The following is a 14203-nucleotide window of genomic DNA, read 5'->3' as shown; positions in this document are numbered from 1 at the left end:
AATAGGATACTAGCACGCGAACCTTTTTTGCGCAAGCGCTTTCTTTTCTGGTTTAAAAATTTTTTTCGGACCTCGGTTGTCTTTAACCCGCTAAGGCCGCGTTTCCTCAATCTCCGCCCCGATTTTCGAATCCTTCGATGGCTGCCAATCAATGCGGATATTCGGATCAAAATCGGCCGTATCCGTCGATGATTCTCGGTTAAACGTTTCGTTACGAATTGATAATATCTCGCTGAGTAGCGTCCCGATGAAGATGCCTGGTCCGCTGCTGTACAAGCGCCAACCACCTTTGACGCCAACCTGCTGCGCCCGCACCCGCTCAAAATCATTTTGAGCCTGATAGCGATCCGCAAAATCAGCATCCGAGCTCGAGAAATAAACATTGGCCTGGCGTAGCTCGGCATTCGAAACACGTTCGGTCAGTTTGATCGGGTCGACCAGCTGCAGCATTTGCCAGGCTTCTTGTCGCCGGCCGGCAACCGCCAACGCCCCGGCGTAGCGAATATGGGCATGGACATAAAGCAGCCCAATCTCCCGGCCAAAATTAGCGGCTTGCTCCGCGCGCTTGAAGATCTTGCTGACACCACCTCGATAAGTCGACGGGCGGTTCATCAAGCGGACCCCATCTGGGAAAAGTAGGTGTTGGTCGATCAATGCCAACGCATGATCTGCCTGTTTTCCGGTCAAAATGCCGCTCAAAACCCCTTGCGACAATGGCAACAGGCGATAATCGATACCGGTCTGTTGATCTCCGGGATGGATGATTTCTTTGACCCGCCCATCTGGTGCGATCTGAATAAAGCCAGGCAAGACGTCATCGCGCATGAAATAGCGTTGGAAGTCAGTTGCCATTTCAGCTTTGAGTGCCGCAGCTCGGTGCTGAAGCGCATCCCCTTCTGGCAATGCGCTTGTCAAGGTCGTCAGTGTCTCAAGCGTCAGCTCCTCTGTCCACGTGCTTGCCATGGTCGCCTTTTGGGCTGGATCGGCAGGCTGGAGCGTATCATCCCAGTCGCCATCCCCGTACGCCGAAACGTGGGTGCCGGCCAGAAAATGCGCCACGAGATAATCAAGCTGATGCTCGACATGTGCCCGCAGCGAAGTCTTTTCACCAATGAAGTCGTGGGTCGTCGCGCTCATGTATGGCAACTGCTCGTCCAGAATCTGAAGGTCGTGGGTCGCCTTGAGATAATCCCCGAGTACTTTCAGCGGCCAAACGACGACATCGCCGTGACTTTCATCCGCAAACTGCGCGCGATACTCATCGTACATAAACCACTGTGGCCAGTTGCCTGTCTCAACGAATTGATGCGAGTAAAGGGTCGTCAGAATCTGCCGCACTTCTGCGTAGTGGCCCGTGGCTAAAAACAGCTCGACTGGGCCCTGGGAGACGTCGCGCGTCCCCCAAGCGGCCCCGCCGTATTGTTCAAGACCATGCGGAGATAACAGGTGGACCAGGGCATCATGGGCGAACCAGCGCAGAATCGTGGTGATCTCTTGTGCGTCGTCCTTTCTTGCCGGGGCCTCGTCCTTTAATGTCAGATGGTGCAAGAGGTCTTCAATGTGCTCCGCATGCGCCTTCCGCATTGTTGCCGCGTCCAGTTCGTCGAAGTGATTAGCGAGCGCCGTTGAGATCTTCAGATCAGAAGTGTTTCGATAACTCGCGGTGACCATCTCGAGTGATGGCAACGCCTCACCCAACACGTTCGCAGTATCGCCAAGCTCAAAGCGCCCGTCATGCTGACTGTAATCAAGCCAGTAGGTTAGGTCCGGATTTGCGGAGTGCATCGGCATCCCCGACTCTGCTTTGATCGAGAGTTGCTCCCCGTGTGCCACCACAACGGGCTGATGGCCCATGGTGCCTGCGTTCAGTTGATCCGTGATCAGCAGGTCATAATGGTTGCCTCGCTGCGACTGAAAATGAAGGGTCAACTGATCCGAGTCAGCGGCGGCATCGTCTGTAATGATCAGCAGATCATCTTCCAGTTGGTAATACCAGGTCGCCCCGTTATAGGCCATCTCAAAGGCACTGGGTAAGCTCAGCAGATGAAATTGCTGATCCGCCAATTTGATATAGATGCGGCGGCCCGCCGTCGTGAAGAAGTTGAACGGGTCGCGCACGTCACTGGTCAGATTCTGCATATTGGTGTTGCCGTACACAGTATGTGACTCAAAGACTCCTGCCATGAATTGCGTCGTTGCCAGCACCGGCGTTGTTGGCGTGAGGGTGTGCCCCGCCATCACGATATTGCCTGTCTGCCGCTGTTGAAGCAACTCCTTGGCTTGCAAGACAACATGGCGATGGTCCGGCAAAAAGAACGACAACAAGTCGCCATCTTGACGCTCTTCTAAGCTGCGAGCAGGGAAAAGGGCCATGATCTCCCGCGCTTTCAAAGGAATGCCTGATACTCTTGGGCCCAGCACCGGCTCCGTCTGAATCTGCGAATAGACTCGTGGCGCTAACGGCATCCGCAAAGAGCGCTGATAATCGGCTTGCAATTCAATCTCGGAAAGCAGAATTGTTCGGTTGTCCTGTGGCTGATCCGGCAAAAAGGCGGCATAAAAGACCGCATGTTTCGCCGCTTGACCAGCTGGGGTTCGAAGCGCGATCAGCGTCGCTTCATATTGCAATTTGACGTTGGCCAGATTCGGCGCTTGCATGCCAACCGGCGAAGCATCGGCGCGATAGGCTGGCCCGAAAAATTGCATGCCATCGGTGGCATAACTCGCAAGAGGCGTGAAGGCGCCTTGTTGTAGATAAGGATTTTTTCCGGATTGCGGTTGATTTTGCCGCGACGCGATGGTGATGTGCTGCCCATTGCGCGCTACAAAATGATCGATGTATTGCGAGGCATAGGCTTCGTTTGACTGCACAAACGAAGCGGCGCCCAAGCCGAGGTCTTGAACATAGGTCAGCGTTGTCTCTTCTGTGACTTCGCCGTCAAGATCGACCGTCCAATACCAACCAGAATCGCCAATCGTCAGCCGAACGCTATAGGAAACGTCGCTGAACACGCCTTCCCAAGACACCTGCTCTTTGTCGTGGTTGAGCCGACTCTCGGCCCCGGTCAAAAGGCGATAACTCGTCCCATCGCGCAGATAGAGGCCCGCCATACTACCGTCAAGCGCGTTGCCATCGACTTGGTTGATCATGATGCCTGACGTCTCAATATGAATCGGTGCGCCGGCATCGCTCAACCCGATCGCGGTATTCCCGTGTCGAAGCTTAATCATCTGACTTCTCCTTCAAACCATTGGTGAACGTAAACCCAACTGCTTGGGTCGCATCCGAGCTCAGCCCCGCCAACAACTCGTACTCACCGGCATCTGCGGTATTTGTGAGATCTGTGTGCATATAACGTAGGCTGTCTTCGGTGACTGAAAACAACAGATCCGCTGTCTCGCCTGCCCCTACTGCGACTTTTTCAAACGCGATCAGGCGTTTGACTGGTCGAACTGTCTCACCGATTTTTTGGTGCAGATAGAGTTGCACGACAGCACGTCCGTCACGATTTGAGGAATTTTCAAGCCGGACATGCGCGACCATTGGCTTCTGGCTGCTCATCTCGGTGTTCTCGATCGTGAGACTTTGAAGCGTCACCTGCGCGTAGCCCAAGCCATAGCCGAACGGATAGAGCGGGGTGTTTTCTTCGTCGATATATTTGGACAGGTATTTATTTTCGGCATCATTCGGTGTGTGCGTCAGCGGCCGGCCAGTGTTGTATTGGTTGTAGTAGATCGGCACTTGGCCAACGCTACGCGGAAAACTCATCGGCAGACGGCCAGAAGGTTCAACTTCGCCGGTCAAAATGCGGGCGATTGCCTCTGCCCCGCGGCTGCCCGGGAACCAGCCAAACACGACGGCGTCTGAGACTGCATCGACTTCACTCAGGTCGAGTGGCCGGCCGGCGATGACGATCGAGATGATCCTCTTGCCATCCGCAGCCAACGCCCGAAGCAGGGTCATTTGTTCTTCTGGCAGGCGAATGTCCGTCATACTGGTGGCTTCCCCACTTTCGGAGCTCGGGATGCCAAGACAAGCGATGACCGTGTCATAATGGTGTGCCCCGCCGAGCGCAACCTTTAATTGTTTTTCGTTCAGCGCGTGGTAACCCACGTCTGGTACGCTCTTGACCTCACAGCGCTGGCCGAGCGCCGCCGCGATCGTGTTGTCCGGCGTACTCTTGCCCTGCCAAGACCAGCTACCAAGTAGATCGTTCGATTCGCTCAGAGGGCCGGTCAAGAAGACTGAGGTGCCTGGCTGAAGCGGGAGAATCTGCCCGGCATTTTTCAACAGAACAATGCTTTCCTCGGCAGCATGCTGGGCGTCGACGAGGTGGGCTGGGCTCAGCTCTGTCGCTGTCTCCCGTTCAATAGAAATGTTTCGATACGGATCTTCAAACAACCCGAGCGTATTTTTCAATTCCAAAATACGCAGGACGGACTCGTCGATCAAACGCTTCGTTTCGGCATCCAATGTCGCCGCACGCTTCAGGTACCGGGAATAAGCGAAGGACATCATGTCGATATCCACACCAGCCTTGAGCGCGAGGTCAGAAGCGTGATCGAGGTCTCCTGCCACACCGTGATTGATGAGCTCGCCGATCGCGTCCCAGTCAGAGATCAGGACACCTGAGAAATCCAGTTCTTCACGCAAAATGTCGCGCATGAGATGCTGATTGGCAGTTGCCGGCACGCCAAACAGGGTGTTGAAAGACGTCATGACTAGAAGGGCTTGCGCCTTGATTGCTGCGGCATAGGAAGGCAGATACTGTTCGCGGAACCGCCACTCCGAAATATCGACCGTGTTATACTCGCGGCCGGCCTCTGGCGCACCATAAGCGGCGAAGTGTTTGACGCACGCCGCAATGTGCTCCTCATCCAGTGGGTCCTCACCCTGAAACCCCTGAACGCTTGCGGCGGCCAGTACGGTATTCAGATAAGTGTCCTCACCGGTCGATTCCATGACGCGGCCCCAACGCGGATCGCGCACAAGGTCGACCATCGGCGCAAACGTCACGTGAATGCCGCCAGCTGCGGATTCACTCGCCGCCACAGCGCTCGCATTTTTAACGATCTCAGGGTCAAAGCTTGCTGCCATCCCCAGCGGAATCGGGAAGATGGTCTTATACCCATGGACCACGTCAGCCATGAAGAGCAACGGAATATGCAACCGATTGTGCGCTAAAAAGTCGGCTTGAATCGCTCGAACCTGCTTTGCGCCGGAGATTCCCAGCACAGAGCCGGACCGGTAAAGTGTGTCCAGATCCATATGTTGTGCTTGCATCGGGCCGGTGATCGTCGCCTGCCCGTTTGGAAAGAAGTCGGCGCTCAGTTGACCAAGTTGCCCGATCTTCTCCTCGATGGTCATTTCTTCAAGAAGTGCCTGTACCTGTGTATTTTCCATCTAGTTTCTCCTCCTTGGTGAAACGTTTCGATTGTATTGTATAGCGCTTCCATTTTAAAGGCAAGGGGAAATTTTTGAGTAGTCCTCCGCAATGGCTTCTATTCAGGCTGTATTGCCGCGGCTCCGGCACAGGACGGTTTGGATGAAACAACTGGCTCTGTTCGCCCCCTTCAGCAAGGCAAAGCAAAAGGCCAAGTCACTAACACACGCGACTTGGCCTTTCCCATTGATCTCAATGATTCACGTTTCCAAATGTTGATAACTGCTACCGCTTCGTCAGGTCGATCACGACCCCGTTTTCCGAGACCGCCATCTGGTCATTGACCAAGTCCACGCAAAGCGTTGCATTGGTTTGACCATCCTGACTCGTGCGCGTCAGCACAAAATGTGCCGGGTCCACCGCTTTGGCCTCGAACTGACCATCCAGATCGAACGCCCGGCTTCGATTACGGAAGCGCATCAAGTTAAGAAGCGTCGACACTACTGGGCGTTGCACCTCTTCGGCAACTTCGTCCTCAGTGTAATAATGCCGGTTGATGTTTCGACCTTCCTTTGTTTTTTCGAGAAGGTCCAGGTCATTTGCGCCAGCCAAGAGACCGACGTAATAGACCTGCGGAATGCCTGGGGCGAACATTTGAATGGCCCGCGCGATCAGATAAGCTGCCTCGTTTTCTCCCAGCGCGGAGAAATAGGTCGAGTTGATCTGGTACACGTCAAGATTATGATAGGCAGCGCTTGAATAGACTTTCTTCACGTTGGAGCCGCGCTGATAAAGCTGCTGTGTCGTGAAATCGATCTGGTCATCAGATAGGATGTCTTTCACATCGACAACACCGATACCGTCATGCGTATCCAGCGTGGTGAACTGGTGCATCGGACTTCGCCGCAACCACTTCAACAGTGGCCGCGCGTCCTGCGCAAAAAGCGTGTAGAGCACCAGCATCGGCAACGCAAAATCATAGGTCCAATAGCCGCGCTGGTTGACCTTGTCGACCAACGTATAATGCTCATGAATCTCGGGCAAGACTTCTACGCCATCTTCACCAGCGGCTTCTGAGATGCGATCGAGCAGGTCCCAGATCTCGGGCTCGACGAAAAAGTCATTGGTGCCACGTTTTTTCACGGCATAGGCAAATGCATCCAGCCTGATCAGTGCCACGCCATTCGCGGCAAATCGTTTCATTGCCTTGGTCAGATACTGCCATGTCTCCGGTGTTGTGACATCGAGATCGATCTGTTCATCGCTGAAGGTATTCCAGACGTGGCGCACCGAACCATCCGCCATTTGAACTTCCTGAACAGGTGCCTTGTCCTTGCGCTTATAGATCTGATCGACTTCTTCTTGAGTGGGGTGCCCCGCCGGCCAGAACTTGTCCCAATCGAGGAATAGCGTGCTTGAAGGCGATGCATCCCCTTTAGCGATAAAGTCCTTGAACTCCGGTGACTTCCGAGACAGATGATTGATCATCAGATCCGTCATTAAAAAATACTGACTCGCCAGCGCCGCGATATCTGTCCAATCACCAAACCGTGAATCGATCACGTCATAGCGCTCAGGGGAAAATCCGCGGTCGCCTGACGAAGGGAAGAACGGCAGAATATGAAGGCCACCGATTGCGTCCGTCAGATCACTTACCAGCATGCGATTCAATGCCTGAAGGTTCGAGCCAAGACTATCTGCATACGTGATCAGCATGACTTGATTTGAAAGTCCCATTAGTTTCAGTTCATCTCCTTCTCAAGCAGTCTTCATGTTAGGCATTCTTCGAGGCAAAAGCCTGCTCGATCGCACTGAGCGAGACATCCGCGGTGGAGGCGAACACAAGGTCAGCTTCGTCGAGAATGGTCGGATCACCAATGCCCACGGAGAACATTCCTGCATCATTAATACCCGAGATGCCGGCGGTCGCATCCTCAAATCCGACCGTGGTCGCATAAGGACTATCGATCTGGTCGGCCGCTGCCTCAAAGATATCAGGGGCGGGCTTACCATGCTTGACCGACGCAGGATCCACAATTTTGCCAAGGAGGTCTTCAAGCTTCAAACGCTTGATGATAAATGGGGCGTTAAAGGAGGCCGATGCGACCGACATCGGGTAATGGTGATCCGCTAATTCTTGCAGAAATTCGCCCATCCCCGGCAGAATGTCGGCTGGGGTCATTGTTTGAATCAACTGTTTATAGCGATCGTTTTTTTCAGTGGCGATAGCCTCTTTTTCAGCCAGGGTATGCTGCCCCTCTTGATGCCCGAATTTGATGATTTCTTCAAGGGAATCCATACGGCTACGGCCTTTGAGCAATTCGTTCACGGCCGGGGTGATCGTGATGTCGAGTTTTTCCTGCGCGATTTCTTTCCACGCCTGATAGTGAAACTTTGCGGTGTCGGTGATCACACCATCTAGGTCAAATACAAAACCAGTAATTGTCATTTTATTACCTCGTTGATTTATTTTCGAGAAATTTCTTGTTCTTGGTCATCAACGGCCAGCGTCAATGGCTCACCAGCCAAAAGCGTCACCACAGTGTTGTCATGGGTCAGCACGATGTGAAGCTGGCGGCCGCGGAAGAGCAGGTTCAGTGCAAGTGTTTGCCACTGGGCGGGCAGTCGATTGCTAATGCTTAATTGACCCTCAACCACCTTGAGCCCGGCGAATCCATAAGCAGCGCTCATCCAGCTACCACCTAAATTTGCCATGTGGAGGCCGTCTTTGGTGTTACCCTGAAGATCCGTCAGGTCCAGCAATGCTGAATCCATGAAGTAGTGATACGCCTTTTCTGTATCGCCAAGGTTGGCTGCCAGCACTGCATAGGCGCTACGTGATAGCGACGAATCGTGGGTCGCCAGCCGCTCGTAATAGGCGTAGTCGATCTTTTTCTGTGAGACAGCCTTGTCATCAGGAAACAGCATATCAAGCATTAGCTCATCTGGTTGTTTGCTGACCTGATAGCGGTAGATCGTCAGCGGGTGATAGTGTAGCAGTAGTGGATAATGATCTGCCGGGGTGGTCGCAAACGGCCAAATCGGCTTGCTCAAGAACGTGTCGTCTTGAGCCGTGACTCCGTTGTCCCCAGGTTCGGGAAGATAGATGCCTGCTGCAATATCCTTTAACGCTTGAAGGTCCGCTTCCTCAATATCCAATGAACTGCTGGCGGCCAATTGCGCATAGGCACTGAGAAAATCCTCAATGTTGGCCTTCGCCATTCGGTTGGTGTAAGTATTGTTATCGACCAGAGCCGTGTACTCATCGGGGCCGGTCACATCATGAAACATGAAGACGCGACGACCATCGCGCTCACTCCAGGCGCCAAAATAGCGCCAGAATTGAGCGGTCTCCCATAGAATCGGCAGGCCAAACTTCTCCATGAAATCTTTGTCTTGCGTCACCTCAAAGTACTGGGCCACTGCATAGGCAATATCGGCATCAATGTGATACTGCGCCGTGCCGGCCGGGAAAAAGGCGCTGGCTTCGGCGCCGTTGATCGATCGCCATGGAAATAGGCCACCTTGAGCAACGCCCATGTCGCGTGCCCGTTTGCGTGCGAGCGGCAATTGACGATAGCGGAATTCCAGTAGCTTGCGCGCAATTTCCGGATGGGTATAGGTGAAGAACGGCAGCATGTACATTTCAGTATCCCAGAAGAAATGGCCTTCATAGCCCGGTCCTGAGACGCCTTTTGCCGCAATACTATACTCGCCTGTCCGGTTAGCCGACTGGGCCAATTGGAAGACGTTGAAATGAAGGCCTTGCGCCATTTTGTCGTCGCCGGTGATGTCGATCGCCGCGGATGCCCAGAATTGGTGCCAGAAGGCCTTCGTCCGTTGCGCAACGGCAGCGTCCAGGTCAAGTGCAAAACTATCTTGTTGGGCAACTTGGACATATGCCTCAAAGTGCGCCGGTTGAGCGGGTGCCACTTTGACTGTCTGAGTCAGCCCCGCAACATTGCTGGTTTTGATGAAGCGGGTCAACTGACTCTCGGTCGTTTGAATCCGCTGCACCACGGCCGTCGCGCTACTGTCAATTATTGCGTGCTTAAGTTGCAACGGCCGGACCACTACACGGGGATCTCGTTCAATATCGGATTCTTTTTCCTGGAAAACCAGCGGTCCCTTGGTGAAGGTGATCACTCCTTCATAAGCGGTTGTCGTCAAGGTGTAGCCCAGCAAATAGGCGGTAAGATCTTGGTCAGCTTGCCCGATCAATGAGGTCGTCGTTAATTCAAGTGGGCGGTCATCATCTGGAAAGACGATCTCTGTTGTCATCGTCAGTGCGCCCGTCTGCATGTCCAACCGAACGTCTTTTAACGCGTGCGTGGCCGCAGGGTGACCGGCTTGATCGATGATCGTCAGATGCCGCAGTGATGGTAAAGGGACAATGGTCTGGTGTTCCTTTGCGTAGCCGTGGGCCGCCTCGCCATAAATGATTGGCGAGGTCTCAAAGAACCCGTTGACCACTGTACCATCCACCGCCAGAAGTGGATCTGTAGCGCGGACCCCAAAGGTGCCATTCCCTTGGGAAAAAATCGTTGCGACCGTGTCGGGTTCGCGATTTGCGAGATCCTCGAGCGCGATCTGATAGGCAGGACTCATACTGTCACTTCCTCGTGATTACTTGTCAGGATAAACGCCAGTGCTTTCGCGCTGAATAAATTTATGCGGCGAAAAGATGTGCCGCATATTTGGTGCCACTTTACCATTCAACAGTTTGTCGACCAGCTGAGCGGCCATGCCACCGATTTTTTCCATATGCTGATCGATGGTACTGATGGTCGGCTGTGAATACTCGGTGATGGCGATGTTATCAAAGCCAACCACTTCACAGTCTTCTGGGACGCGGCGATGGGCCGCTTTTAGGGCAGTCATGACGCCCATTGCCATTGCATCGCTGGCGCAGATCACGGCATCGATCTCCCGACCGCTTGCCAGCGCGTTGCGCATGGCGGCCTCAGCCTTGTCGATATCAAAATCGGCGTACATGATCGCATCATCAGATAGACTCAATCCAGCATCGTGAATCGCTTCGCGAAACCCTTTTTCGCGGAGATTGCTAACTTGAGCGGATGGAATCCCATTCATCATGACGGGGTGAGATTTCCCGTGTCTGAGAATCGCCTGGGTCGCCTCTTTTTCGGCCGCCACATTATCCACAGAGATCGAGACCGTGTTGGCACCAGGAATCTCAAGGTCGATCATCACGACCGGCGTCTGACTTTCGGAGATCTGTTGAATGTAAGGGTCATCGATGTGCAGCCCCTGCACCACAGCGCCTGCGACGTTGCGTTCCATGCAGAACTGATCAAACGTTTTTTCGTGCTGCAGCTTTGTCGTTGTTGGGTAAAGAACAAATTGCATGGCGTGCGTCTCGCAATAGTTGTAAACACCCAGAATCGTTTGCATCGAGACGCCATCAAAGCGTGAGGCAACCAGATCGTTCAAGATCAGCGCAACCGTTTTCAACGATTTCGAAGATAAAGTGCGTGCGGCGATGTTGGGGGTATACCCCAGCTTGGCAGCGACCTCATACACTTTTTTCCGGGTGTGTTCGCTAATATCTGGGTACCCGTTAAATACACGGGAGACGGTGCTTGACGTCACCCCGGCCGCCTTTGCGACATCATAGATCTTCACTGCCATTTGTCATTACCCCCATCTACAAAGAAAACCGGAACGAGAATCTGTTCCGGTCTCTGGTCGTATCACTTCTCATTGTCCATTCTAATCCCCTGAAGGAAGAACTTGTTAAAGATAATATACAGAATTACGATCGGCAATATTGAGATGATACTTGCTGCCATGGTGTGATCCCAGCGGACGCCGGCCTGTTGGTTGGTGAACGACTGCAGCCCTAGGGTCAAGGTGTACTTGCTCGGTGTTGTGATATACAGCATCGGCTGCATGAAGTTGTTCCAAAAGCCCATGAAGGTGAAGATCGCTTGTGTCGCGATCGACGGACGAGCCAGTGGGAACACAATGCGGAAGAACACTTGCACACGACTCAAACCGTCGATGCTGGCCGCCTCTTCCACGTCTTTAGGGAAGGACAGGAAGAATTGGCGCATCATGAAGATGTTGCCGATGTTGATCGCAGACGGCAAGATCAAGGACTGATAGGTGTCGAGCATCCCCAAGTTCATCAAGATCAAATAGTTAGGAATAAGCAGGACCTGCGCCGGAATCATCATCAGCGAGAGAAACGCGTAGTAGATGCGTTCACGGCCAGGAAATTGCAAACGTGCCAGCGCATAACCTGCCATGGTATTCAAGAAGATGTTGATCACGGTCCCCAGTACCGAGACAATGACCGAGTTCAGGAACCAACGCGGGAAAAGCGCGGAAGAACTAAACATGTACTTATAATTGTCGAGCGTGAACGCCTTTGGTATCAAACTCATGTTGCCACTGACGATCACTTTCAACGGTTCAAACGATGCTGACAGCGCCCACAAGAACGGATAAAGGGTGATCAGCGCGTAGATCGTCATGACGATATAAAGGATCGTCCGACCGATATGACCTTTTTTCACTGTTCAAGCCCCCTTACATATCCTTCAAGCCGTTGCCGCCATTCAGCTTTTCAGCCAATCTGGAAACAATGTAGATCACAACAGCCAAGAAGATCGCCAGCGCACAGGCATAACCCATGGTGTTCATTTGACCGAAAGCGTATTGGTAGACCATCAGCGCGACCGTCAAAGTCGAGTTGTCTGGGCCACCTGACCCGTTCGAGAAAATGTACGCTTGGTCAAACATCTGGAAGGTCCCAATGATCCCCATCAACAGAACATAAGTGGTGATTGGTCGCAGATATGGCACTGTGATGTGAACTAATTTCTGCCAGGACGAGGCGCCATCCATTTCCGCCGCTTCATACAGTGAATCAGGCAGATCCACCAACGAGGCCAGATAGACAGTCATAAAGTTTGGTACTGTCGACCAGATATTCATGACCATGATGACTTTCAACGCGTATTGTGGCTCCTGCAGGAAGTTGATTGGATCTTTATACAATCCAATTCCTGTAAAGAATCCGTTGATTGGCCCGTTGATGTTGAAGATAAACATGAAGATCAGGGTCAATGCCGCACTAGAAGTCAGCGTTGGCAGGAAATAGATCAAGCGAAACATCTTCTTGAAGCGAATGTTCTTGTTGCTGAGGGCGTATGCGATCAGCAAGGCGAAAAAAGTCTGCGTCGGCACAACGACCAGCGAGAATAAGGCTGTGTTCTTCAGCGCCGTCAGCGCGATACCGTCAGAAAAAATATTGGTGTAGTTCTGCAGTCCCCGGAACTCGTATGTCTCACTGTACATGTTGACTTTGTTGAACGACATGTATAGCGCGAAGACGATCGCGGCAACAAAGAAGACCAAAACGATGATCGCGGCTGGGAGCAGGAACGCATAGGCCTGGACGGCTTCAGATTGACTGCGGTTCAAGTGGAACCGTTTCTTCTTTGGCGTATTTACTGGTGCTTCCATACTCATTGCACCTCCCCAGTGCGTTTGTTAAGGCCTATTTTGCTTTGGCGATCGCGGCATTTGCCTGGTCGTCAGCGCTCTTCATGGCCGACTTCAAGGTCGTCTTGCCTGCCAGGCCATTGGCAACAAAGTTCTGGTAGGAGGTATTAACGGTGACAAGTGTGGTACCGTCCTGCCAAACAGTTGAATAAGCGTTGGCATCGAGATGAACCTTCAGAGAAGCGTCAGAGGTCAGATCCGCTGCTTTTGCGACATCTGGGCGACTTGGCAAGGTCCCAGTGGTGGTGATGTACTTCTTCATGACATTCTTGGAGGTCACATACTTGATCCAAGCAGTCGCCAGTGGCTTAACCTTGGAGTTTGCGTATTCGCCCCAACCAACGGTGAAGATCATCCCGCCTTGCTTGCCTTCATAGCTAAGCATTGGCAAAACAGTGAAGTTGGTCTTGTATTGCTGCTTTTGTACTTCGTAGGTCCAGTTGCCTTCTTCCATCATGGCAACTTTGCCAGCACCAAAGGCAGTCCCGTTATCGCCCTGGCCAATGCCCTTAGGCGTGACAGCTGCACCCGTCGCAACAAGGTCTTTGTAGAGCTGCAGGTTCTTAAGGACCGCATCACTGGACAAGTTGGCGTTGCCGTTGCTCTTGATCGGCTTGCCGCCATTACGTTCAAGGATGTAGAGGTTACGTGCCAGATCCTGGTTGTAGCTCCAAGCCTTCACTTTGTTCTTGCCGTATGCCTTATCAAGCTTTGCTTGGAACCCAGGCAACCACTTGAGGAGGTCTTCATAAGACTTTGGAATGCTGTCGATCGAAACGCCGACCTTCTTAAACATGTCATTGTTGACGTACAGTGCCAGCGTCGAGGTATCCTTCGGCACACCATACAGCTTGCCATCGGTGGTGTAAGCCTTTGTCAGGGCAGGATAGAAGTTGCTTTCGCCGACATCCTTCTTATTCAACTCTTGCAAGACACCTTGCTTCTGGAAGAATGGATACATGGAGGAGTCCATGTACCAAACATCGGGTGCACGATGACCCGCTAAGTCAGCCTGAATCTGAGTATTAAAGTCGGTATAAACTTTTTCGGTCACTTTAGCGCCGGTCTTCTTTTCGAAGCCGCTGATCAAGTCGTTCATACCTTTCTTTTCGTTATCGTTGCCGATCCAGACACCAATCTTCAAGTTTTGTCCCTTGAAGTTGGTCGAGTCACTACTGCTGGAGTTTGACTTGTTGCCGCATGCTGCAAGTGTCAATACTGCGGCGACGGTCGCGCCGATCGATAAGAGCCGTTTTCCAAATTTCTTCATGGTGTTTCCCCCCTGG

Annotated in this window: 9 protein-coding genes; all 9 read right to left on the bottom strand. The window is 52.7% G+C overall.

The annotated features are described in order from the left end of the window. Positions 1–90: 90 nt before the first annotated feature. Positions 91–3231 carry a GH36-type glycosyl hydrolase domain-containing protein gene (locus JUE67_RS08620; RefSeq protein WP_203626176.1) on the bottom strand — a complete coding sequence of 1047 codons (3141 nt, stop codon included), beginning with the start codon at positions 3229–3231 and terminating at the stop codon, positions 91–93. Further along, on the bottom strand, positions 3224–5404 hold the full coding sequence (locus JUE67_RS08615; RefSeq protein WP_203626175.1) for a glycoside hydrolase family 3 N-terminal domain-containing protein: 2181 nt from the start codon (positions 5402–5404) through the stop codon (positions 3224–3226). The genes JUE67_RS08620 and JUE67_RS08615 overlap by 8 nt, the downstream gene beginning before the upstream one ends. A gap of 265 nt (positions 5405–5669) precedes the next feature. After that, positions 5670–7121, bottom strand: a complete 1452-nt coding sequence (gtfA, locus tag JUE67_RS08610) for a sucrose phosphorylase (protein ID WP_203626174.1) — start codon at positions 7119–7121, stop codon at positions 5670–5672. Positions 7122–7158: 37 nt separating this feature from the next. Then, positions 7159–7833 (bottom strand): beta-phosphoglucomutase, encoded by a 675-nt coding sequence (gene pgmB / locus JUE67_RS08605; protein WP_203626173.1) that lies wholly within the window; start codon positions 7831–7833, stop codon positions 7159–7161. A gap of 17 nt (positions 7834–7850) precedes the next feature. Then, on the bottom strand, positions 7851–9992 hold the full coding sequence (locus tag JUE67_RS08600) for a glycoside hydrolase family 65 protein (protein WP_203626172.1): 2142 nt from the start codon (positions 9990–9992) through the stop codon (positions 7851–7853). Positions 9993–10010: 18 nt separating this feature from the next. Further along, positions 10011–11036, bottom strand: coding sequence for a LacI family DNA-binding transcriptional regulator (locus JUE67_RS08595; RefSeq protein WP_203626171.1), 1026 nt, complete (start codon positions 11034–11036; stop codon positions 10011–10013). Between the two features lie 62 nt (positions 11037–11098). Next, positions 11099–11884: a carbohydrate ABC transporter permease gene (locus tag JUE67_RS08590; RefSeq protein ID WP_125697461.1), complete on the bottom strand. Its 786-nt coding sequence runs from the start codon at positions 11882–11884 to the stop codon at positions 11099–11101. A 55-nt stretch (positions 11885–11939) separates the two neighbouring features. Continuing rightward, positions 11940–12878, bottom strand: a complete 939-nt coding sequence (locus JUE67_RS08585; protein ID WP_203626170.1) for a carbohydrate ABC transporter permease — start codon at positions 12876–12878, stop codon at positions 11940–11942. 34 nt (positions 12879–12912) lie between these two features. Next, complete coding sequence (locus JUE67_RS08580) at positions 12913–14187, bottom strand: sugar ABC transporter substrate-binding protein (RefSeq protein WP_203626169.1); 1275 nt, start codon at positions 14185–14187, stop codon at positions 12913–12915. Positions 14188–14203 lie beyond the last annotated feature (16 nt).

The sequence above is a fragment of the Lacticaseibacillus mingshuiensis genome, from assembly GCF_016861785.1.
Lineage (GTDB): Bacteria > Bacillota > Bacilli > Lactobacillales > Lactobacillaceae > Lacticaseibacillus > Lacticaseibacillus mingshuiensis.
This window is presented reverse-complemented; position numbering and strand designations above follow the sequence as displayed.

Coding starts and splice junctions, on each gene's coding strand:
- JUE67_RS08620 (WP_203626176.1), bottom strand. CDS start 3,231: ATGATTAAGCTTCGACACGGGAATACCGCGATCGGGTTGAGCGATGCC.
- JUE67_RS08615 (WP_203626175.1), bottom strand. CDS start 5,404: ATGGAAAATACACAGGTACAGGCACTTCTTGAAGAAATGACCATCGAG.
- gtfA (WP_203626174.1), bottom strand. CDS start 7,121: ATGGGACTTTCAAATCAAGTCATGCTGATCACGTATGCAGATAGTCTT.
- pgmB (WP_203626173.1), bottom strand. CDS start 7,833: ATGACAATTACTGGTTTTGTATTTGACCTAGATGGTGTGATCACCGAC.
- JUE67_RS08600 (WP_203626172.1), bottom strand. CDS start 9,992: ATGAGTCCTGCCTATCAGATCGCGCTCGAGGATCTCGCAAATCGCGAA.
- JUE67_RS08595 (WP_203626171.1), bottom strand. CDS start 11,036: ATGGCAGTGAAGATCTATGATGTCGCAAAGGCGGCCGGGGTGACGTCA.
- JUE67_RS08590 (WP_125697461.1), bottom strand. CDS start 11,884: ATGACGATCTACGCGCTGATCACCCTTTATCCGTTCTTGTGGGCGCTG.
- JUE67_RS08585 (WP_203626170.1), bottom strand. CDS start 12,878: ATGGAAGCACCAGTAAATACGCCAAAGAAGAAACGGTTCCACTTGAAC.
- JUE67_RS08580 (WP_203626169.1), bottom strand. CDS start 14,187: ATGAAGAAATTTGGAAAACGGCTCTTATCGATCGGCGCGACCGTCGCC.